Origin of the sequence: Pseudomonas chlororaphis subsp. chlororaphis (genome assembly GCF_003945765.1) — a bacterium.
In the GTDB taxonomy this organism is placed as follows: domain Bacteria; phylum Pseudomonadota; class Gammaproteobacteria; order Pseudomonadales; family Pseudomonadaceae; genus Aquipseudomonas; species Aquipseudomonas chlororaphis.
The window spans coordinates 5,325,502-5,342,907 of sequence record NZ_CP027712.1; the positions used below are offsets into that span (position 1 = coordinate 5,325,502).

Genomic DNA, 17,406 nt, shown 5'->3' on the forward strand with positions numbered 1-17,406 from the left:
AACGGCAATGCCAGCCCCCTAGGACCGCACAAGCTGCGAATAAATCGCTGCCGAAGCGGTTATTAATCGTCCACGGCATCGAGGAATTCGTCTACCACAGGCATCTCCCCCAATCGTGACGGGATGTTTAGACCGAAATGCAGATAGGCATGCCGGGTCACCACACGCCCGCGCGGCGTACGCATGATATAGCCTTGCTGGATCAGATAGGGCTCGAGCACGTCCTCAATGGTATGCCGCTCTTCGCTGATGGCGGCCGCCAGGCTGTCGACCCCCACCGGCCCGCCGTCGAACTTCTCGATCATGGTCAGCAGCAGGCGCCGGTCCTGGTGGTCGAAACCACGTTCGTCGACATCCAGCAGGTTCAGCGCCAGGTCGGCGATGGGCTTGGTGATGTGGCCCTTGGCGCGAACCTCGGCAAAGTCCCTTACTCGGCGCAACAAACGGTTGGCGATACGCGGCGTCCCGCGGGCGCGCCGGGCGATTTCAAAGGCGCCATCCGGGTCCAGCGGCAAGCCGAGAATGCCGGCGGAGCGCCCGACAATGGTCGCCAGGTCCGCGGTGCTGTAGAACTCCAGGCGCTGGACGATACCGAAGCGATCGCGCAGCGGGTTGGTCAGCATGCCCGCGCGGGTCGTCGCCCCCACCAGGGTGAACGGCGGCAAGTCGAGCTTGATCGAACGGGCCGCCGGCCCTTCGCCGATCATGATGTCCAGCTGGAAATCTTCCATGGCCGGGTACAGCACTTCCTCGACGATCGGCGATAAGCGATGGATTTCATCGATAAACAGCACGTCGTGCGGTTCGAGATTGGTCAGCAGCGCCGCCAGGTCCCCTGGGCGCTCCAGCACCGGCCCCGAGGTGCTCTTAATCGACACCCCCATTTCCTGGGCGATGATGTTGGCCAGCGTGGTCTTGCCCAGGCCCGGCGGGCCGAAGATCAGGGTGTGGTCCAGCGACTCGTTGCGCCCGCGGGCAGCCTGGATGAACAGCTCCATTTGCTCGCGCACCGTCGGCTGGCCGATGTATTCGGCCAGGCTGACGGGGCGAATCGCACGGTCCTGGACTTCCTCGCGCTCACGGGGGCCCGTGGCGGCGATCAGACGATCTGCTTCTATCACTTAAATCATTCCCTTCAGGGCGCGGCGAATCATGTCTTCACTGCTCAGGCCTTTTTCCTTGATCGCGGAAACGGCCTTGCTGGCTTCCTGCGGCTTGTAGCCCAGGGAGATCAGGGCGCTGACCGCATCGGTCTCGGCACTGGCCACCGGCATCGGCGCATCCGGCTGGTTCGGCACCAGGGCAAACATGCTCGGTACGGTTTCCCAGGCCTTGAAGCGGTCCTTGAGTTCGACTAGCAAGCGCTCCGCGGTCTTTTTACCGACCCCCGGCACCTTGGTCAGTGCCGAGGTGTCCTGCGCTTGCACGCAACGCACCAGCTCGTCGACCTCCAGGCTGGACATCAGTGCCAGCGCCAGTTTCGGCCCCACGCCATTGAGGCGAATCAGTTCGCGAAAGAAGTCCCGCTCGCGCTTGCTGGCAAAGCCATAGAGTAACTGGGCATCTTCACGCACGACCAAATGGGTGTGCAGGGTGAGCGGTTCACCGACCGACGGCAGGCGGTACAGGGTGGTCATGGGGACTTCCACCTCGTAACCCAGGCCGTTTACATCGAGAATCAGGTACGGCGGCTGTTTTTCAGCCAAGGTGCCGCGCAAGCGTCCAATCACGTTTCAGATCCTTAGCTCAGGCCAGATCAGCGGCCGGCGAGTCATAGAGCGAAGATCCGGGCCGGGCAGACAGGCGCGGGATGCTCCACTCATCAAATGTTTGCGCAGATGCTATCAGAGACGCAGGCGACCGCCACGACTGCGTGCGGTACCCAGGCCGTGGGGCAGCAGACTGGAACGGGTGTGGGCATGACAGATGGCAATCGCCAGGGCGTCCGAGGCGTCGATCTGCGGTTTGCTGGTCAACTTGAGCAAGTGCATGACCATCATTTGCACTTGCTCCTTGTTGGCTCCACCGGTGCCCGCCACCGCCTGCTTGACCTGAGTGGCGGTGTATTCGGCGATTTCCAGGCTCTCCTCGGCTCCCGCCACGATGGCCGCGCCACGGGCCTGGCCCAGTTTCAGGGCCGAATCGGCATTACGCGCCATGAACACCTTTTCAATGCCCATGGTCACCGGACCGTAGGTCTGAATGACCTCGCGAACCCCGCGATAGACGATTTGCAGCCGCTCATGCAGCTCTCCGGCGCCCGTGCGAATACAGCCCGAGGCCACGTACACGCAGCCACGCCCGGTATCACGTACCACGCCGTAACCGGTGATGCGTGAACCCGGGTCGATACCAAGAATAAGAGTCATAACGCCTGCAAAGAGAAAATTCGGTTGCCTAAGGTAACGCCGGGAGAAGCCGGAAAAACAAAAAATCGCAGCCTTCGACAGCTCCCCTACAGGTACAGCGTAACCCTGTGTGTAAAGGGGGGAAACCGCCGAAGGCTGCGATCTTTTATCGCGCTATCAGCCGAGTTGCTCGGCAACCGACTGGGGAATATCCGCGTTGGAGTAGACGTTCTGCACATCGTCCAGATCTTCGAGCATGTCGATCAGCTTGAGGATCTTCTCGGCGCCTTCCAGATCCAGCTCGGCACTGGTCGTCGGCTGCATGACGATTTCCGCGTCATCGCCCTTGAAACCGGCCTCTTCGAGCGCATTGCGTACCGCATAGAAGCCAGTGAACGAGGTAAACACATCGATCGAGCCGTCTTCGTGAACGACCACGTCATCGGCGTCGGCTTCCAGCGCCGCATCGGTCAGTGCGTCCTCATCGACGCCCGGCGCGAAGCTGATCTGCCCCTTGCGTTCGAACAGATACGCCACCGAACCATCGGTGCCAAGGTTGCCGCCACATTTGCTGAACGCATGGCGCACGGCCGCGGCGGTACGGTTGCGGTTGTCGGTCATGCATTCGACCATCACCGCCACGCCGCCCGGGCCGTAACCCTCATAGGTCAGCTCTTCGACATTGTCGGCCTCGGTCGCACCCGCGCCACGGGCGATGGCGCGATCGATGATGTCGCGGCTCATGTTGGCGCCCAGGGCCTTGTCCAGGGCCAGGCGCAGACGCGGGTTGGAACCCGGCTCGCCACCGCCCTGACGAGCGGCGACCGTCAGCTCACGGATCCACTTGGTGAAGATCTTGCCTCTCTTGGCATCCTGACGCTCTTTGCGGTGCTTGATGTTCGCCCACTTGGAATGACCTGCCATAACGCGCTCCAAATTCTATTTGAAACATTGCCCGCAACGCCTGTAACAGCGGGCGGGCAACAAATATCTCGACCCAATAGAAAAAGGCGCATCCGAAGATGCGCCTTCAGGTCGACCTTACTCAGCCTTTGGCTGTTCGCGCAAACGGATATGCAGTTCGCGCAGGGCCTTGGCGTCGACCAGGCCAGGAGCCTGGGTCATCACGCAAGCGGCGCTCTGGGTTTTCGGGAAGGCGATCACTTCACGGATCGACTGGGCGCCGGTCATCAGCATCACCAGGCGATCCAGGCCGAACGCCAGGCCACCGTGCGGCGGCGCGCCGTACTTCAGGGCGTCCAGCAGGAAGCCGAACTTCTCTTCCTGTTCCGCTTCATCGATGCCCAGCAGACGGAAGACCGCCTGTTGCATTTCCTTGCGGTGGATACGGATCGAACCGCCCCCCAGCTCGGTGCCGTTGAGCACCATGTCGTAGGCGCGCGACAGAGCGGTCGCCGGGTTGGCTTCCAGTTCTTCCGGCGAGCATTTTGGCGCGGTGAACGGGTGGTGCAAGGCGGTGAAGCTGCCGTCGTCGTTCTCTTCGAACATCGGGAAATCGACAACCCACATCGGCGCCCATTCGCAGGTCAGCAGGTTCAGGTCGTGACCGAGCTTGATCCGCAGCGCGCCCAGGGCCTCGCTGACGATCTTGGCCTTGTCGGCGCCGAAGAACACGATGTCGCCATCGACCGCACCCACGCGATCGAGGATCACATTCAGGTTGGCTTCCGGGATGTTCTTGACGATTGGCGACTGCAGACCGTCAACGCCATTGGCGCGTTCGTTGACCTTGATGTAGGCCAGGCCCTTGGCACCGTAGATGCCGACGAACTTGGTGTAATCGTCGATCTGCTTGCGCGGCATGCTCGCCCCGCCAGGAACGCGCAAGGCGGCGATACGGCATTTCGGATCGTTGGCCGGACCGCTGAACACCTTGAATTCCACGTCCTTGAGCTGATCGGCAACATCCACCAGTTCCAGCGGGTTACGCAGGTCCGGCTTGTCGGAACCGTAGCGACGCATGGCTTCTTCAAAGGTCATGTGGGGGAATTCGCCGAATTCCAGATCCAGCACTTCCTTGAACAGGTTGCGGATCATGCCTTCGGTCAGGCCCATGATGTCTTTTTCATCAAGGAAACTGGTTTCGATGTCGATCTGAGTGAACTCAGGCTGACGGTCGGCACGCAGGTCTTCGTCGCGGAAGCATTTGGCGATCTGGTAGTAGCGGTCGAAGCCAGCGACCATCAGCAGCTGCTTGAACAGCTGTGGCGACTGCGGCAGAGCGAAGAAGCTACCGGCGTGGGTACGGCTCGGCACCAGATAGTCACGCGCGCCTTCAGGGGTGGCACGGGTCAGGATCGGGGTTTCGACGTCGAGGAAACCGTTCTCGTCCAGGTAGCGACGGATGCTGGTGGTCATGCGCGAACGCAGACGCAGCTTCTCGGCCATTTCCGGACGGCGCAGGTCGATGAAGCGATAGCGCAGGCGGGTTTCTTCGCCCACATCGGAGTATTCGTTGAGTGGGAACGGCGGGGTTTCCGCTTCGTTCAGCACTTCCAACTGGTAGCCCAGGACTTCGATCATGCCCGAAGCCATGTTGGCGTTGCCGGCACCGGCCGGACGCAGGCGCACCTTGCCGGTGATCTTGACCACGTATTCGCTGCGCACGCGGTCGGCGGCGGCGAAGGTTTCAGCGCGGTCCGGGTCGAACACCACCTGGGCCAGACCTTCACGATCACGGATATCGAGGAAGATCACCCCGCCATGGTCGCGACGACGGTGGACCCATCCGCAAAGGGTAACTTCCTGACCTTCCAGGCTTTCGTTCAGTTGGCCGCAATAATGGCTGCGCATCATGGTAGTGGTTTCACTTCTCGTAATTCGAAATTCGATGGGAGGCCTTGCGCACCTCGGGGTACCGGATAATGCAAGAGCTCGCGCGTGTCGTTCAACTTAATCAGCTTTGTCGCCACCGGCCAGGTTCTTCTTGGCGCCGGTTTTGAAGTCGGTCTCATACCAGCCCGAACCGCTGAGGCGGAAACCTGGCATGGACAGCATTTTTTTCAGCTCGGGCGCCTGGCAGGCAGGGCAATCGACCAACGCAGGCGCGCTGATCTTTTGAATGGCTTCCAGCTGATGACCACAGGAAGCACATTGGTAGTCGTACATGGGCATGAGAGCGTCTCGGCGTACTTAACGTCTGGCTTAACCCGTGCCGAGGCCCGGGTTATATAGCAAAGGGCGGGATTATATCCATTAAATCGGCCCTGTGCAGCCGTATGACGGCGCCGATAGACCACCGCCCGCTGAAACAAAGCCAGCGTCCCGCAGCCATACCTCACTCATCGGGCCTGAGGACGAACAGCCATGATCGGACGACAAGTCGCGCCCCATAAAGACAAATGGCGCCGATAACGGCGCCATTCGGTCTGCGGGACTATTGCTCGCTCAACAGCGCGCGCAGCATCCACGCGGTTTTCTCATGCACCTGCATCCGCTGGGTCAGCAAGTCTGCGGTGGGTTCGTCGCTGACCTTGTCGATGATCGGGAAAATGCCACGGGCAGTGCGGGTCACAGCTTCCTGCCCCGCCACCAGTTGCTTGATCATCTCATCGGCGCTTGGCACACCCTCTTCTTCCTTGATCGAAGAAAGGCGCGCGTAGATGGAATAGGCACCTGGCGCCGGGAATCCCAGGGCACGGATACGCTCGGCAATCAGGTCCACCGCCAGCGCCAGTTCGTTGTACTGCTCCTCGAACATCAGATGCAGCGTGCGGAACTGCGGCCCCGTGACGTTCCAGTGGAAATTATGGGTCTTCAGATAAAGCACATAAGTATCTGAAAGCAGGCGAGAGAGCCCCTCCACGATGGATTTGCGATCTTCTGCACTGATACCGATATCGATTGCCATGTCTATCTCCGTTAGCACATTGAATTCAACAGGTCAGGTACCGGACCACTCTAGCAAGACTGCCCTGCACCCGCAGCCCGGGATTGCCCGAGGCACTGCGACAGATTGCCCACCAAGCGGGCGGCCAGTACCTGCAAGAAGGCCCACGCCGGTTGTGACCCGCCTGGAAAGCCGCCGTTCCACTTTTTTGGGTGCTGGCTCTCTAGAACAAGGCTTTGCCCGATAGTCCGGTATTCCCTCAGGACAACCAGGGCTTTCTCCCTCCTCCCGGCCACAGCGCCTGATTTGAGAAGGCCTGGGCTTTGCTGTTAAATAGAGGCCGTGTCGTTGTTGCCTATTTCTCGGCCTCAGCGCATAGGCTGATCCCGCGCACGTGCTCACCGCCTCCCATTGTTCAGAAGCGAACCGTGCACGCTCAGCTCTTCCTTGTGATCCGTCTTAACGTGAGTTCATTAAAATGTTGAAAATCGTCCACCTGCTAACGGGCGCAGCAGCCTTGCTGCTGTCCTTTATCCCTAGCCTGCGATCTGAAGCCGTTCCCTTCCTGCAACAACCCGATGCTCTTTATCTGGCCTTTTTCGGCCTGCTCAACCTGACACTGGCTCCGGTTATCCCCTACTGGAACAAAGGCCCGCGTCACCAACTGCAAAACCTGGTCAGCGCGCTCCTGGTGCTGGCGGTGGTCTTGCAGACCTTGACCCTGCTGGCACCAATGCCGGTTATCGCAGGTCAACCGGCTGTGCTGTTCAGCCTGCTGACCGCGGCGATTGCCGTTCTTCTGCACCTGGCCGTCAGCTTCTACAAATCGTCTCCCTCGGCCAATACCTCGCAAACCTACGACATGAGCAATCGCGATACCGGCACCGTCAAGTGGTTCAACACTTCGAAGGGGTTCGGCTTCATCTCTCGCGACTCCGGGGATGATATCTTCGTGCACTTCCGCGCCATCCGTGGCGAAGGTCACCGCGTCCTGGTGGAAGGCCAGCGCGTGGAGTTCTCCGTCATGAATCGCGACAAGGGCCTGCAAGCCGAAGACGTGATTGCGGCATTGCCGCGGCGCTGATTCACGCCCATAAAAAAACCGCGACGCAGCCATGCTGCTCGCGGTTTTTTATTGCCTGAACGGCCGGTCGCCCGATGCTCAGTAATGTGGCGGCGGAGCCTCTTCTTCGAATGACTCGAACTGCCCCACCATTTCCTCCTGGCGCTTGAGCAAGGCGGCCATCTGCAATTGCAGACGTTCGACCACCCGCTGCTGCCCTACCAGCACGTCGTTCAGGGCTTGAATGGTGTCATCCTGAAAAGCCAATCGGCTTTCCAGATCGGTTACCCGCTCTTCCAGGCTCATGACTCAGCCCTCCAGAAACTTGAAATCATCGGTCAGGACCAGTCGTAACCGCTCACGAATCGCAGCCACCTGTTCGGCGGCGTAGGGCTTGGCAGGCAGCTTGCCCCATACCGGAGCAGGCCAGGCCGCATCGTCGCGCTTGCGAACGATAACGTGCATGTGCAACTGGCTGACGACATTACCCAGAGTCGCCACATTCAACTTGTCCGCATCGAACGAGTCTTTAAGCAACTCCGCCAGCGCCGTGGTTTCTCGCCATAGTTGCTGCTGGTCCGCGTCATCCAATTGAAACAACTCACTGATATCTTCCCGGCGCGGTACCAGGATGAACCACGGGTAATTGGAATCGTTGGACAATAGCAGCCGGCAAAGGGGGAAGTCCCCAATGGGCAGTGTGTCTTGTTGAAGTCGTGGATCTAAAGCGAACACCGCGCGCACTCCCGCTCAGCTCATCAAGTTTCAGCTTAGCGAACGCCATGACCGGCTGCCCGCCAAGCGACAGAACGGCAGCATACCTGCGAAAGCTCTTCCGTTCATCGCTCTGCTGCGCAGATCCCGCCTCAACATTCATCCTCGATACCACACGTCAGAGCGCCCCGGCCTGGAACATTTTCCAGCGGGCTGCACCACGACAGAACGAAGCTCATAAAAAACAAGGAGAAAACCACGAAAGACCCCCTTCCCTGCGCATTCTTCCAGTGCCCGACGCCGAATGACGATTGAGCTGCATCAAGAAACTTTTGCACCAAAACCTCACAGTGCGTCTACGCTCAGTGCGTTAACCATCCGCCATCTACTCACTCAGCAGGGTGAACCGGTAACGTTTTGGAATGTCATGCGTTTTTTTTCAGGGATCAACACCAGGAGGACAAGGAACGTCAAGCCCAAACAAAACGACCTTAAAACCACTGTTTTATGCGGTTTTTACAGCCAGAAGGGCTATCACCGAAAAAAACTCGGTGCCTTTGCGTTTTGTGCACGCTTGTTGCATTCACACCCACATTGTCCCAGGAGGAGCCATCGGAAAAAGGCCTCTCCCGTGACTAATAACAATAGTGGCAAGGCTGCCCCATGGAGATTTGACTGCTTGACCAAAGTTCTTTTTGTTCCAGGTTCAAGCCTTCGAAAACAGCGCTGAAGTTGTCAGTCCGGGTACATGCGGACTGCGGATTTGCGACATTGATCGAGCATTTTGCGACAGGGTCGTAAAGAAGCTGAAAGGACTGATACGCAAGTATCGCCAACATTGTCGGCGTGATATAAGTTTGCGCCGACACAAAAAGAAAGAGCCGCCCAGATAATAAAACAGGTGGGACGGCAGTACTCTTCTAAAAACCAAAGGAGCAAATCACGATGCGCGTGATGAAGTGGAGCATGATCGCACTGGCAGTTGCAGCAGCCGCCAGTACTCAAGTGGCTACGGCCGCACCTTTTGTAAGTGACCAATCTGAAGCCAAGGGCTTTGTTGAAGACGCAAAATTCGACGTACTGCTGCGTAACTATTACTTCAACCGTGACAACAAAGACCACAGCAACGATCAGAAAGACTGGACCCAGGGTATCTGGGGTAACTTCAGTTCTGGTTACACCCAGGGCACCGTAGGCGTCGGCGTCGATGCGTTCGGTTATCTGGCGATCAAACTGGACGGCGGCGACGGCACTGGCGGCACCGGCAACATGAGCCGCGACTCCGATGGCGACGTCAACAACAGCCAGGGCAAAGCAGGCGCTGCGGTCAAATTCCGCATCTCCAAAACCGAGTTGAAAGCTGGCGATATGCAGCCAAGCACCTCCCCGGTCTTCGCGGTCGGCGGTTCCCGTATCCTTCCTCAAACTGCCAGCGGTTTCCAACTGCAGAGCAGCGAGATCAAAAACCTTGATCTGGAAGGTGGTCACTTCTATTCGGCCACCAGCCAGGACTCCAACGCTCGTAACGGCAACTTGTATGCTAACTACGCCGGCGTGGCATCCAACAGCATCGACTACTTCGGTGGCAAGTACGGCATCACCGACAACCTGAGTGCATCGCTCTACGGTGCCAAGCTGGAAGACATCTGGAACCAGTACTACGCCAACCTGAACTACACCATCCCGATGGGTGGCGATCAGTCGCTGAACCTGGACGGTAACATCTACCGCACCACCGATGCTGGTAGCGCCAAGGCTGGTGACATCAGCAACACCACGTTCTCCCTGGCAGCTGCTTTCTCGTTCCTGAAAGCACACACCATTACCGTCGCTTTCCAGAAGGTCAATGGTGATACTCCATTCGACTATATCGGTGTAGGTGGTCACGACTCCTCCCGGCGCGGTGCCAACCGTGGCGGCGACTCGATCTTCCTCGCCAACTCCATCCAGTACTCTGACTTCAACGGCCCGAACGAGAAGTCCGCACAGATCCGTTACGATCTGAAAATGGCCGAGTACGGCGTTCCTGGTCTGAGCTTCATGACCCGTTATGTTAAAGGCTGGGACATCGACGGCACCGGTCTGGCTGACAACAGCGTGTACCGTAAAAGCAACGGCGATCCGATTTACGGTGCCGATGGCAAACACAACGAGACCAACTTCGAAGCCAAGTACGTTGTTCAGTCTGGCCCGGCAAAAGATCTCTCCTTCCGCGTTCGTCAAGCTTGGCACTTCGCTAACAGCGACCAAGGTGAAGGCGATATCAAAGAGTTCCGCCTGATCGTCGACTACCCACTGTCGATCTTGTAATAGCGGTTACTTCGCGAGTAATAAAAAAGGCCCATCATTCGATGGGCCTTTTTATTGGGGCTGGCAGCTCGCTGAAGCTCCGGTTATCGACAGTTTATTGTTACAGCCAGGTTTCAAATACCCTCCAGCGAGTACCGTGTTAAAAGCCTGACCATTCGATCAGACTTTTAATCCCTATCCCCGTTACTTGCTCAAACAGCCGCTTCCTGAACCACACGAATCACGCGCTGTGGAAACGGAATATCAATACCCGCTGCCTTCAAGCGATCACGGGACAACTCGTTGAAGCGGAACATCACATCCCAGTAGTCCGCGGTCTTCACCCAGACACGCAGCGAAAGGGTAATGGCGCTGTCACCCAGCATGGAAACCACCGCGACCGGCTCCGGATCGGCCAGCACGCGCTCGTCCTTGGCCAGGTCCAGCAGGACCTCACGGGCCTTTTGCAGGTCAGCCTCGTAGTTCACGCCGACATCGAAGATCACTTTGCGGGTCAGCTGGCGGTTGTGGTTGGTGATGATGCCGTTGGACAGGTTGCCGTTAGGCACTATGACGGTCTTGTTGTCACCGGTACGCAGCACCGTGTGGAAGATCTGGATGCTGTCGACCGTGCCGCTGATACCCTGGGCTTCGATCACGTCACCGATGCGGAAAGGACGGAATAGCAGGATCAGCACGCCACCGGCGAAGTTGGCCAGGCTGCCTTGCAAGGCCAGGCCGATGGCCAGGCCCGCCGCACCGATCGCGGCAACGAACGAAGTGGTTTCGACACCGATCATCGAGGCCACGCTGACAATCAGCAGCACCTTGAGAATGATGTTCGCCAGGCTGCTGATAAAGCCCTGCAGGGCCTGGTCCGCATTACGCAGCGCCAGCAGCTTGCCGACCTTGTGCGTCAACCTGTTGATCAGCCACCAGCCGATGGCCAGCGTGATGACGGCCAGCAGTACCCGACTGCCGTATTCCATGATCATTGGAACCCAGGCTTGGGAAGCCTTGACCAGGTTGTCCACTTCAGCATTCAAATCCATCTATCTCTCCTGATTCCCGGCTGCCGGGCACACAAAAAACAAGGGCAGAACGAGTAGCCTTATAAAGGCTCAATCGTTTCTGCCCACTACTCGGGCCTCGGACGCCAATAAGCTCGCGAGGTTCCCGAAAAATCCCATCAGTCGCGGAAGTTGTTGAACTGCAGCGGCATGCCGAACTCTTTCGCCCGCAGGGCGGCGATGGCTTCCTGCAGATCGTCGCGCTTCTTGCCGGTCACCCGTACCTGCTCACCCTGGATCGCAGCCTGGACCTTCAGCTTGGCATCCTTGATGTGGGCAACGATCTTTTTCGCCAGCTCTTTGTCGATGCCTTCCTTGAGGGTGGCTTCCTGCTTCATCACCTTGCCCGAAGCGTAAGCGTCCTTGACCTCAAGGCACTGCACATCGATCTTGCGCTTGACCAGGGCCAGCTTGAGGATCTCGATCATCGCTTCCAGCTGGAATTCGGCTTCAGCGGTCAGGTTGACGGTGAGTTCCTTTTCCTTGAACTCGAAGCTGCCCTTGCCCTTCAAGTCATAGCGGCGGTCCAGCTCCTTGACGGCGTTTTCCACTGCGTTGGTGACTTCGTGTTTGTCCAGTTCGGATACCACGTCGAACGACGGCATGTAATTTCTCCAATAAAAAAAGGGGCGCAGCTCGATAAAGATGGAGCACGCCCGGTTTGCGGTTAAAATCCGGGCTCATTATAACGGGTCTTTCCCCTCCTTCACTGCGAGCCTCGCATGCGCCTGCCAAACCGAGCACCACGCTGATGTCGACGACCTGGCACATTCTGGGCGCGGGCAGCCTCGGCACCCTGTGGGCGACACGCCTGGCCCGGGCCGGCTTGCCGGTACGCCTGATCCTGCGCGATCAGGCCCGCCTGCAGGCCTACCAGGCCGCGGGTGGGCTGACGCTGGTGGAACAAGGGCAGGCCAGCTTTTACGCCATTCCCGGCGAGACGGTCGACAGCCCTGAGCCCATCACTCGGTTGCTGGTGGCCTGCAAGGCCTATGACGCGCAACAGGCCGTCAGCCAGCTAGTCTCGCGCCTGACGCCGGATGCCGAACTGGTCCTGCTGCAGAACGGCCTGGGCAGCCAGGACGCCGTGGCCGCCCAAGTGCCGCAGGCCCGCTGCATTTATGCCTCGAGCACCGAAGGCGCCTTTCGCGATGGCGACTGGCGCGTGGTGTTCGCCGGCCATGGCTACACCTGGCTGGGGGACGCCAGCCACCCCACCGCGCCCTTCTGGCTCGACGACCTGAGCGCCAGCGGCATCCCCCATGAATGGAGCGCGGATATCCTGACCCGCCTCTGGCGCAAGCTGGCGCTCAACTGCGCGATCAACCCCCTGACGGTCCTGCACGACTGCCGCAACGGCGGCCTGCTGCAGCACCATTGCGAAGTGGCGATGCTGTGCGTCGAGCTGAGCGAACTGCTGGAACGTTGCGGTCAGCCCGCCGCGGCCGAGAACCTGCAGCAGGAAGTGGAGCGGGTGATCCAGGCGACCGCCGCCAACTACTCCTCCATGTACCAGGACGTTGCCAGTCGGCGCAGAACCGAAATCAGCTATTTATTGGGGCATGCCTGCGACGTTGCCGCCAGGCACCAGTTGCACCTGCCCAACCTCGGCCGCCTGCGCCGGCTATTGGTGGAACACCTGCAACAGCGCGGATTGCCCAGCGACTGAGCAGCGGCTACGCTGCCCACGTGTTCCTCTCTAGCGACGTCCCCGATGCCATTGCGCCAGCGCCTTGAAAACCTGCCGGTCGGCCAAAAACTGCTGGCCGCCTTGCTCGTCCTGCTGATTACTGTACTGCTGGTCGCCAACCTGACCTTCATCAGCGCCGCCTACTGGATCTCTCAGGAAAGCATGGCGCCGCAAGCCTTGCAGACCATCGGCCGGCTGGTATCCAACCCGACCCTGGCCGCGCAGGCGCTGGACTCGCCACAAAACGCCGAGAAGCTGCTCAACGAACTCAACAGCTACTCTCCCCTGCGCGCCGCAGCGATCTATGACGGCAAGGGCACGCGCTTGGCCCAGTTGCAACATGGCGAACGCCTGAACCTGCCGGAGCGCTATCGGCATATCGAAGCCTGGCAACTGACCGAATTTCGCAGCAACCAGATCATCACCCTGCCCCGCGCCGGCCAGCCCCCCGGTCACCTGTTGCTGGTGGCCAGCAGTGAGCTGCCGATGGCCTTCTACACCGGCACCCTGACCGCGAGCCTGGGCATCCTGATCTTCAGCGTGCTGCTGTGGCTGATCATTGCCCGGCAGATCAAACGGCTGATCACCCAACCCATCCATCAGCTGGAAGAACTGTCCCGGCAGGTGACACGCGAGGAAAACTATTCCCTGCGCGCCGCCCGTGGCAACCACGATGAAATCGGCAGCCTGGCCGAGGCCTTCAACACCATGCTGTCGCGCATCGAAGCGCGAGAACAGCAACTCAAGCGCGCCCGCGACGACTCCCAGGCGGCCTATGACCAGGCCCAGGGGCTGGCCGAGGAAACCCGTCACACCAACCGCAAGCTGGAGCTGGAAGTCCAGGTACGCAGCAAGATCGAAAAGAAACTCACCGGCTTTCAGAACTACCTCAACAGCATCATCGACTCGATGCCCTCGGCGCTGATCGCCCTGGACGAGCAACTCTATGTCACCCAATGGAACCAGGAGGCCAGCGCCCTCTCCGGCACCCGCCTGGACGAAGCGCTGAATCAGCCGATCTTCCTCGCCTTCGAACCGCTCAAGCCGTTCCTGCCGCAACTCAAGGAAACCGTGGAGCAACATACGGTCACCAAGGTCGAGCGGGTCACCTGGGTCAAGGACGACGAAGCCCGGCATTACGCCCTGACCTTCTACCCGCTGATGGGCGGTGCCGGGCGCGGCGTGGTGATCCGGATCGACGACATCACCCAGCGCCTGTCCCTGGAAGAAATGATGGTGCAGTCGGAAAAAATGCTCTCCGTGGGTGGCCTGGCCGCCGGCATGGCTCACGAAATCAACAACCCGCTGGGGGCCATCCTGCACAACGTGCAGAACATTCGTCGGCGCTTGTCCCCCGAGTTGCCGAAGAACCAGGAACATGCCGAGCAGATCGGCATCGAGCTGGAAACCGTCAACCGTTACCTGCAGAGCCGCGAAGTACCGCAACTGCTCGATGGCATTCAGCAGGCTGGCGCCCGGGCGGCGAAGATCGTGACCCATATGCTCAGTTTCAGCCGGCGCAGCAACCGGCAGATGGCGCCCTGCGACCTGCCGGCATTGATCGACCAGGCCGTGGAGATTGCCGGCAACGACTTCGACCTGGCCATAGGCTTCGACTTCAAGGGCCAGGCCATCATCCGCCAGTTCGACCCGCAACTGGGGCCGGTGCCCGGCACCGCCAACGAACTGGAGCAGGTCCTGCTCAACCTGCTGAAAAACGCCGCCCAGGCCATTCACCAGCGCGTGGATGACAGCGAACCCGGGCGCATTATCCTGCGCACCCGGCTGAACCCGCCCTGGGCGGAAATCCAGGTCGAGGACAACGGCATCGGCATGAGCGAAAACGTGCGCAAGCGTACCTTCGAGCCGTTCTTCACCACCAAGGAAATCGGCCAGGGCACCGGCCTTGGGCTTTCGGTCTCTTACTTCATCATCACCAACAATCACAAAGGCCAGATGGAAGTGCAGTCGACGCAGGGCCAGGGCACTTGCTTCACCTTGCGTTTGCCATTGGCGGGCAGTCAGCCGCCACCACTGGAACATCCCCCACTGGAGAGGTAAGCATGGGCTTTCGCTTGTCGAAGATTTACACCCGCACCGGTGACAAAGGCGAAACCGGGCTGGGTGACGGGCGCCGGGTTCCCAAGGACCATCCGCGGGTCGAGGCCATCGGCGAAGTCGATACGCTGAACAGCCAGCTGGGGCTGCTCCTGGCCGGGCTGGCGGAACAGCGTCTAGAACATCCAGGCCTGCAGGAACTGATCGACGTCCTGGCGCCTTGCCAGCACCGCCTCTTCGACCTGGGCGGCGAGTTGGCCATGCCGGTGTATCAGGCACTGAATATCGCGGAAGTCAAACGCCTGGAAGCGGCCATCGATACCTGGAACGAAGAGTTGGGGCCGCTGGAGAACTTCATTTTGCCGGGCGGTTCGGCCTTGATTGCCCAGGCCCATGTCTGCCGCAGCCTGGCGCGCAGTGCCGAGCGACGCTGCCAGCATCTGAATGCCGTGGAACCGCTGGAGGGGGTCGGCCTGGCCTACATCAATCGCCTGTCCGACTTGCTGTTCGTGGCGGCGCGCCTGATTGCCAAGCGCCAGGGGATTGCCGAGATTCTCTGGCAAGCAGCAGCGAAACCCGAATAGCGGGTGTTTTTCTCCGCCGGTCGCGAGCGAGCCCGCTCCTGCAACTTATGCAGGAGCGAACTGGCGGGTGAATGGCCTCAGGGCCAGAACGCGCGAATCCCCGCCACCCCTTGCGCACCGGCCTGCCAAGCCTGCTCGCGCTGATCCGGACCGACGCCGCCCAGCAGGTACACCGGCTTGTTGAAACCGCTGATCAGTCGGGCGGCCTGCTCCCAACCCAGTGGCTGCGCCTCAGGGTGAGTCTGGGTTGGCTGGACCGGCGACAGCGTCACGAAGTCCACATCCATCTGCTGCGCCAGGGACAACTCTTCAGCATTATGGCAAGACGCCGCCAGCCAGCGCTCCTTGCCAAAGGGACGTCCGGCGCTGGCGTATTTGCGCAGCTGCGCCGAAGTGATATGCCAGCCCGCCGAGGGGAAATCCCCCAGCCATTCGAACGGCCCCTTGAGCATCAATTGCGCCTTGCCCGCACACAGGCCGACCGCATCCACCGCCAGGTCGCGGTATTGCGGGTCGTAGCCATTGGGCGCGCGTAGCTGGATCAACCTGCTGCCACCGGCAATGGCCTTTTGCATGCCCCGCAACAGCGCCGGTGTTTCCAGGCCTTCCGGGGTGATCAGGTAGTCGCTCGGCAAGCGCGCCGCCGCCACGATCGGCTGGTTGGCCGCCGGGAACTCGTAGTTCTCCAGCTCACGGGCCGTGACCCAGGCCAAAGGCTGGCCCTCGGCGCCATGGGGTTCGCCGGTAAAGGCGCACACTTCCCAGACATCCAGCAACACCTGCTTGTCCGGGTAATCGTGCTGCACCTTGATCAACGGCCGTGCCTGGGACACCAGAATGCCCAGTTCCTCCTGCAGCTCACGGGTCAACGCCGCTTCCACCGCCTCGTCCGCTTCGACCTTGCCGCCGGGAAACTCCCAGAGGCCGCCTTGATGCTGGGTATCGGCACGTCGGGCAATCAGGATCCTGCCGTCGGCATCACGGATAACGGCCGCCGCCACATGTACTCGTTTCACCGCACTGCTTCCTCTAAACCGGCTTTCTGCCAGGCCTTGAAGGCTGGCCATTGATAGATCGTTTCAACATAGGCGGCATCGACAGCCGGCAGCGCCACCCGATAGGTACGCAGGCGCACGGCGATTGGCGCAAAAAAGGCGTCCGCCAGGCTGACCCGACCAAACAGGAAAGGCCCTGGCTCGGTCGCGGCCGCGCGACATTCGGCCCATAACGCCAGCATCCGCTCAATATCGGCCTGGGCCTCGGGCGGCATGGGTGAAAGCGCGGCATCGCGGCTCAGGTCGAACGGCAGGTTACCGCGCAAGCCGAAAAAGCCACTGTGCATCTGCGCGCAGGCGGAGCGGGCCTGGGCACGGGCGGCCATATCCCGCGGCCAGAGCTCGGCTTCGGGAAAACGCTCGACCAGGTATTCGGCAATCGCCAGGGAGTCGGCAATGGTGCCGTGCTCGTTCTTCAGCAACGGGACTTTGCCGGTTGGCGAATGCTTGAGAATCAGCTCGCGGGTATCGGGCTGGTTCAGCTTGATCAGTTCTTCAGTGTAAGTCGCGCCGGCCAACTCAAGCGCCAGGGCGGCGCGCAGCGACCAGGAGGAATAGAGTTTGTCGCCGATGATCAGGTGAAGATTCATGTCGGGCACCTTTCAGAGGAGATGGAGGCCCGGGGCCTCCATCGCGAGCGGACTCGCTCCTACACGTGATGCGTCGCGTCCATGTAGAAGCGAGT

General features: G+C 60.1%; 18 protein-coding genes. 5 read left to right on the plus strand and 13 right to left on the minus strand.

The window, feature by feature from the left end; all coding sequences use genetic code 11:
• Positions 1-62: 62 nt before the first annotated feature.
• The 7 genes from ruvB to C4K27_RS24050 form a co-directional block, all read right to left on the minus strand.
• Positions 63-1,121: a Holliday junction branch migration DNA helicase RuvB gene (ruvB, locus tag C4K27_RS24020; protein WP_009045286.1), complete on the minus strand. Its 1,059-nt coding sequence runs from the start codon at positions 1,119-1,121 to the stop codon at positions 63-65.
• Positions 1,122-1,730 (minus strand): Holliday junction branch migration protein RuvA, encoded by a 609-nt coding sequence (gene ruvA / locus C4K27_RS24025; protein ID WP_007931117.1) that lies wholly within the window; start codon positions 1,728-1,730, stop codon positions 1,122-1,124.
• A 114-nt stretch (positions 1,731-1,844) separates the two neighbouring features.
• Positions 1,845-2,369 carry a crossover junction endodeoxyribonuclease RuvC gene (ruvC, locus tag C4K27_RS24030; protein WP_007931118.1) on the minus strand — a complete coding sequence of 175 codons (525 nt, stop codon included), beginning with the start codon at positions 2,367-2,369 and terminating at the stop codon, positions 1,845-1,847.
• A 156-nt stretch (positions 2,370-2,525) separates the two neighbouring features.
• Complete coding sequence (locus C4K27_RS24035) at positions 2,526-3,272, minus strand: YebC/PmpR family DNA-binding transcriptional regulator (RefSeq protein WP_007931120.1); 747 nt, start codon at positions 3,270-3,272, stop codon at positions 2,526-2,528.
• Positions 3,273-3,389: 117 nt separating this feature from the next.
• Entirely contained in the window at positions 3,390-5,165 is a 1,776-nt protein-coding gene (gene aspS / locus C4K27_RS24040) for an aspartate--tRNA ligase (RefSeq protein ID WP_007931129.1), read from the minus strand.
• Between the two features lie 96 nt (positions 5,166-5,261).
• A complete protein-coding gene (locus C4K27_RS24045) occupies positions 5,262-5,483 on the minus strand; it encodes an FmdB family zinc ribbon protein (protein ID WP_007931131.1) in 222 nt (73 codons plus the stop codon).
• A gap of 262 nt (positions 5,484-5,745) precedes the next feature.
• Positions 5,746-6,219 carry a Dps family protein gene (locus C4K27_RS24050; protein ID WP_053262393.1) on the minus strand — a complete coding sequence of 158 codons (474 nt, stop codon included), beginning with the start codon at positions 6,217-6,219 and terminating at the stop codon, positions 5,746-5,748.
• Positions 6,220-6,676: 457 nt separating this feature from the next.
• On the opposite strand from C4K27_RS24050, the gene C4K27_RS31630 reads away from it, so the two are divergent.
• Positions 6,677-7,282 (plus strand): cold-shock protein, encoded by a 606-nt coding sequence (locus C4K27_RS31630; RefSeq protein WP_007931134.1) that lies wholly within the window; start codon positions 6,677-6,679, stop codon positions 7,280-7,282.
• Positions 7,283-7,360: 78 nt separating this feature from the next.
• Here the strand turns inward: C4K27_RS31630 and C4K27_RS24060 are convergent, their stop codons facing one another.
• Together C4K27_RS24060 and C4K27_RS24065 are read right to left on the minus strand one after the other, a co-directional pair.
• Positions 7,361-7,567, minus strand: coding sequence for a SlyX family protein (locus C4K27_RS24060; protein WP_009050472.1), 207 nt, complete (start codon positions 7,565-7,567; stop codon positions 7,361-7,363).
• 3 nt (positions 7,568-7,570) lie between these two features.
• Entirely contained in the window at positions 7,571-7,996 is a 426-nt protein-coding gene (locus C4K27_RS24065; RefSeq protein ID WP_009045292.1) for an HIT family protein, read from the minus strand.
• A gap of 924 nt (positions 7,997-8,920) precedes the next feature.
• Here C4K27_RS24065 and C4K27_RS24075 point away from each other — a divergent pair.
• Positions 8,921-10,285 carry an OprD family porin gene (locus C4K27_RS24075; RefSeq protein ID WP_053262394.1) on the plus strand — a complete coding sequence of 455 codons (1,365 nt, stop codon included), beginning with the start codon at positions 8,921-8,923 and terminating at the stop codon, positions 10,283-10,285.
• Between the two features lie 191 nt (positions 10,286-10,476).
• On the opposite strand, the gene C4K27_RS24080 is transcribed toward C4K27_RS24075, so the two are convergent.
• Together C4K27_RS24080 and C4K27_RS24085 are read right to left on the minus strand one after the other, a co-directional pair.
• Positions 10,477-11,316: a mechanosensitive ion channel family protein gene (locus C4K27_RS24080; protein WP_053262395.1), complete on the minus strand. Its 840-nt coding sequence runs from the start codon at positions 11,314-11,316 to the stop codon at positions 10,477-10,479.
• 137 nt (positions 11,317-11,453) lie between these two features.
• Positions 11,454-11,939, minus strand: coding sequence for a YajQ family cyclic di-GMP-binding protein (locus C4K27_RS24085; RefSeq protein ID WP_007931144.1), 486 nt, complete (start codon positions 11,937-11,939; stop codon positions 11,454-11,456).
• Positions 11,940-12,085: 146 nt separating this feature from the next.
• Between C4K27_RS24085 and C4K27_RS24090 the strand changes: the two genes are divergently transcribed.
• From C4K27_RS24090 to C4K27_RS24100, 3 genes are read left to right on the plus strand one after another with little or no spacing between them, the layout of a single operon-like run.
• On the plus strand, positions 12,086-13,003 hold the full coding sequence (locus C4K27_RS24090; protein WP_053262396.1) for a putative 2-dehydropantoate 2-reductase: 918 nt from the start codon (positions 12,086-12,088) through the stop codon (positions 13,001-13,003).
• 45 nt (positions 13,004-13,048) lie between these two features.
• On the plus strand, positions 13,049-15,085 hold the full coding sequence (locus tag C4K27_RS24095; protein ID WP_053262397.1) for a sensor histidine kinase: 2,037 nt from the start codon (positions 13,049-13,051) through the stop codon (positions 15,083-15,085).
• A 2-nt stretch (positions 15,086-15,087) separates the two neighbouring features.
• Positions 15,088-15,666, plus strand: coding sequence for a cob(I)yrinic acid a,c-diamide adenosyltransferase (locus C4K27_RS24100; RefSeq protein WP_053262398.1), 579 nt, complete (start codon positions 15,088-15,090; stop codon positions 15,664-15,666).
• Positions 15,667-15,743: 77 nt separating this feature from the next.
• Here the strand turns inward: C4K27_RS24100 and C4K27_RS24105 are convergent, their stop codons facing one another.
• On the minus strand, positions 15,744-16,682 hold the full coding sequence (locus C4K27_RS24105) for a Nudix family hydrolase (protein WP_053262399.1): 939 nt from the start codon (positions 16,680-16,682) through the stop codon (positions 15,744-15,746).
• Positions 16,679-17,311, minus strand: a complete 633-nt coding sequence (locus tag C4K27_RS24110) for a glutathione S-transferase (RefSeq protein WP_053262400.1) — start codon at positions 17,309-17,311, stop codon at positions 16,679-16,681. Before C4K27_RS24110 ends, C4K27_RS24105 begins: the two co-directional genes overlap by 4 nt.
• Positions 17,312-17,406: the final 95 nt, after the last annotated feature.

Bases quoted from the DNA above. Each gene is read 5' to 3' on its own strand.
- ruvC (WP_007931118.1), bottom strand. From the start codon at position 2,369: ATGACTCTTATTCTTGGTATCGACCCGGGTTCACGCATCACCGGTTAC.
- C4K27_RS24035 (WP_007931120.1), bottom strand. From the start codon at position 3,272: ATGGCAGGTCATTCCAAGTGGGCGAACATCAAGCACCGCAAAGAGCGT.
- aspS (WP_007931129.1), bottom strand. From the start codon at position 5,165: ATGATGCGCAGCCATTATTGCGGCCAACTGAACGAAAGCCTGGAAGGT.
- C4K27_RS24045 (WP_007931131.1), bottom strand. From the start codon at position 5,483: ATGCCCATGTACGACTACCAATGTGCTTCCTGTGGTCATCAGCTGGAA.
- C4K27_RS24050 (WP_053262393.1), bottom strand. From the start codon at position 6,219: ATGGCAATCGATATCGGTATCAGTGCAGAAGATCGCAAATCCATCGTG.
- C4K27_RS31630 (WP_007931134.1), top strand. From the start codon at position 6,677: ATGTTGAAAATCGTCCACCTGCTAACGGGCGCAGCAGCCTTGCTGCTG.
- C4K27_RS24060 (WP_009050472.1), bottom strand. From the start codon at position 7,567: ATGAGCCTGGAAGAGCGGGTAACCGATCTGGAAAGCCGATTGGCTTTT.
- C4K27_RS24075 (WP_053262394.1), top strand. From the start codon at position 8,921: ATGCGCGTGATGAAGTGGAGCATGATCGCACTGGCAGTTGCAGCAGCC.
- C4K27_RS24080 (WP_053262395.1), bottom strand. From the start codon at position 11,316: ATGGATTTGAATGCTGAAGTGGACAACCTGGTCAAGGCTTCCCAAGCC.
- C4K27_RS24085 (WP_007931144.1), bottom strand. From the start codon at position 11,939: ATGCCGTCGTTCGACGTGGTATCCGAACTGGACAAACACGAAGTCACC.
- C4K27_RS24090 (WP_053262396.1), top strand. From the start codon at position 12,086: ATGTCGACGACCTGGCACATTCTGGGCGCGGGCAGCCTCGGCACCCTG.
- C4K27_RS24095 (WP_053262397.1), top strand. From the start codon at position 13,049: ATGCCATTGCGCCAGCGCCTTGAAAACCTGCCGGTCGGCCAAAAACTG.
- C4K27_RS24100 (WP_053262398.1), top strand. From the start codon at position 15,088: ATGGGCTTTCGCTTGTCGAAGATTTACACCCGCACCGGTGACAAAGGC.
- C4K27_RS24110 (WP_053262400.1), bottom strand. From the start codon at position 17,311: ATGAATCTTCACCTGATCATCGGCGACAAACTCTATTCCTCCTGGTCG.